Origin of the sequence: Streptomyces sp. UNOC14_S4 (assembly GCF_020740835.1) — a bacterium.
In the GTDB taxonomy this organism is placed as follows: Bacteria; Actinomycetota; Actinomycetes; order Streptomycetales; family Streptomycetaceae; genus Streptomyces.
Genome location: NZ_JAINFC010000795.1, coordinates 1 through 2327, shown reverse-complemented (window position 1 = coordinate 2327; position 2327 = coordinate 1). Strand labels below are relative to the sequence as shown.

At 71.9% G+C, this 2327-nt stretch carries 3 protein-coding genes; all 3 read right to left on the bottom strand.

All coding sequences use genetic code 11. The features are described 5' to 3' along the window. Window positions 1–80 precede the first annotated feature (80 nt). Window positions 81–467, bottom strand: a complete 387-nt coding sequence (locus K6I34_RS35815; protein ID WP_229332206.1) for a GntR family transcriptional regulator — start codon at window positions 465–467, stop codon at window positions 81–83. 52 nt (window positions 468–519) lie between these two features. Next, window positions 520–1524, bottom strand: coding sequence for an ABC transporter permease (locus tag K6I34_RS35810; RefSeq protein WP_229332205.1), 1005 nt, complete (start codon window positions 1522–1524; stop codon window positions 520–522). Next, window positions 1521–2327: ATP-binding cassette domain-containing protein (locus K6I34_RS35805; RefSeq protein ID WP_229332204.1), on the bottom strand; the 807-nt coding region annotated here is incomplete at its 5' end. The genes K6I34_RS35805 and K6I34_RS35810, both read right to left, overlap by 4 nt.

Sequence of the window (2327 nt, the reverse complement as noted above, 5' to 3'; positions counted from 1 at the left end):
TGGTGGTGTGCTGCCGTTTCGTCAGTGGGGGTGCCGCCGGGGGCTGTCGGCGCGTCCGGCCGGGCGGCAGTGATGGTGGGTCAGGCGGTGGGGTAGTGCTCCGCGCGGGCGGCGGTGACGAGCGCGGAGACGTCGTCCCAGTCGAGCCCGGCCGCGCGGGCCCGGCCCATCCAGTCCGAGAGCTCCCCGCGCAGCGGGGAGTCGGCGAGGGACCGTGTCGGCGCCAGGGCGGCGCTGACGAAGGTGCCCACGCCGGGGCGGGGCTCGACGAGCCCGAGGTGTTCGAGCTCGCGGTAGGCCTTCAGCGTCGTGTTGGGGTTGAGCTTGGTGTCCCGGGCGACGCTCGCGGCGGTGGGCAGCTGGTCGCCCTCGGCGAGGATGCCCAGCCGCAGCGCTTCCTGGACCTGCTGCACGATCTGCAGGTAGGCGGCCATACCGCTCTGCCGGTCGATCCTGAACTCGACCATGTACCGCCCCCTCATCCCGTCCGTGTGCGCGAGGACCCGACGGCCCGGCGCCTCACAGCGACCGACGGCGGACCCACCACAGGGTGAGGCCGGCGACCGCGACGGCGGCCGTCAGCAGAAGGGCGGCGTCCACCCACTGCATGACGCTCATCTGGTCGGAACCGAAGTATTCCAGGCGCTCGGCGACGATCCCCTTGTTGGTCCTGCACTCGGCGGGCGTGTGCTCGTTGAAGCAGGTGCCGAAGCCGTGCAGCCCGCCGTGGGCGTCGACGGTCCAGTTGTCGAACCGCGCCCCGCCCTCGGGTACGTGCGGCTGCCCCTGCTCCACCGGATTGGTGATCACTCGCGGGGTGAAGAGCAGCAGCCGGACGCGGTCCCAGAGGAAGCCGAAGACGAAGGTCCCCAGGCCGAAGGTGATCGCCATGGCGGGCAGGACACGGCGGACGAGCACACCGGCCGCGATGCCGACGGCGAGGTACAGCAGGGCCATGGCCACGGGCATGGGACCCGTGCTGTCGAAGACCGGGCTGTTCGTCCACTCACCGAAGCCGACGAGAGAGCGCGCGGGCCGCCACCACCAGGTGTAGACGGCGGAGAGCACCACCGAGCACAGAAGGGTGACGAACACCACCGTGCCGATCTTGACCGTCAGCCAGTGACGGCGGGTCATCGACTGGGTGGTCACCAGCTTGAGGGTGCCGCGTTCCAGGTCGCCCGCGATCAGCGGGGCACCGAGGAAGACGCCCGCGGCCAGGGGCAACATGCCCATCACCCAGGCCCCGTCCTGGAACGCCGAGGCGTACGACGAGTTCTGGAAGGAGTTGGTGACGTCGAAGGCCGTACCGCCCGTTCTGGCCTGCGCCAGGAAGTCCATCATCGAGGCGCGCTGCCAGAGCATGTTGACGGCCGCGGCCGCCGTCAGGAGCAGGCAGGCGAGGAGAACGACGCGGTGCTGCCGCCAGACGAGCCACGCCATGCCGCGCAGCACGCGCGGCGGCAGCTTGCCGCCCTCACCGGTGGCCTCTGCTCCCGTCCCTGTGGTCACGGTCGCGCTCATACGGCCGCCTCCCCTTCCCGCTCGTCTTCCCGCTCGTCCGTCACCTGCGCGTCAGCCGTCAGCAGCGGCGGTGTGCCGGGCGAGCGCAGATAGCCCAGCAACACCTCCTCCAGGCTGGGCTCGGCGACCCTCCAGTCGCCCTCCACCGGTCCCCGCCGCCGGATCAGGGCGGTGAACTGACGTCCCGTGGTGCGCGATTCGACGACGGTGTGCCGGGCGATCTCCGGTGGCACACCGTCGACCAGGTGCGCGCCCGTCACCAGGCAGTGGGCGCCCTGCAGTTCGTCGATCGCGCCCGCGAGCCGGACCCGGCCGTCGGAGACGGCCAGCAGGTGGTCGCACATGGTGGCCACGTCGGCGAGCTGGTGGGAGGACATGAGGACGGTCGTGCCCTGCTCCGCGGCCTCGGCCATCAGCAGCCCCGCGATCTCGTGCTGGGACAGCGGGTCGAGCTCGGCCATGGGCTCGTCCAGCAGCAGCAGTTCGGGGCGCTTGCCGAAGACGAGGGCGAGGGCGAGCCGGGAGCGCTGACCGCCGGAGAGCGTCCCCACCCGGTCGCCCATCGGCACCCGGCCGGACCGTACGATCCGCTCGGCGACGGCTTGGTCCCAGCGCGGGTTGAGCTCGGCGCCCATGCGCAGGGTCTCCTCGACCGTGAACCGCGGGAAGAGCGGCTTGTCCTGGGCCAGGTAGGCGCAGCGCGCCAGGACCTCGGCCTCGGTCACGGGCGTGCCGAAGAGCCTCAGGCCGCCGGCCGTCGGCCGCGTCAGCCGGGCCGCGAGGCTCAGCAGTGTGCTCTTGCC

Excerpts from the sequence above, each read along its gene's own strand:
- K6I34_RS35810 (WP_229332205.1), bottom strand. The coding sequence starts at position 1,524 with ATGAGCGCGACCGTGACCACAGGGACGGGAGCAGAGGCCACCGGTGAG.
- K6I34_RS35815 (WP_229332206.1), bottom strand. The coding sequence starts at position 467 with ATGGTCGAGTTCAGGATCGACCGGCAGAGCGGTATGGCCGCCTACCTG.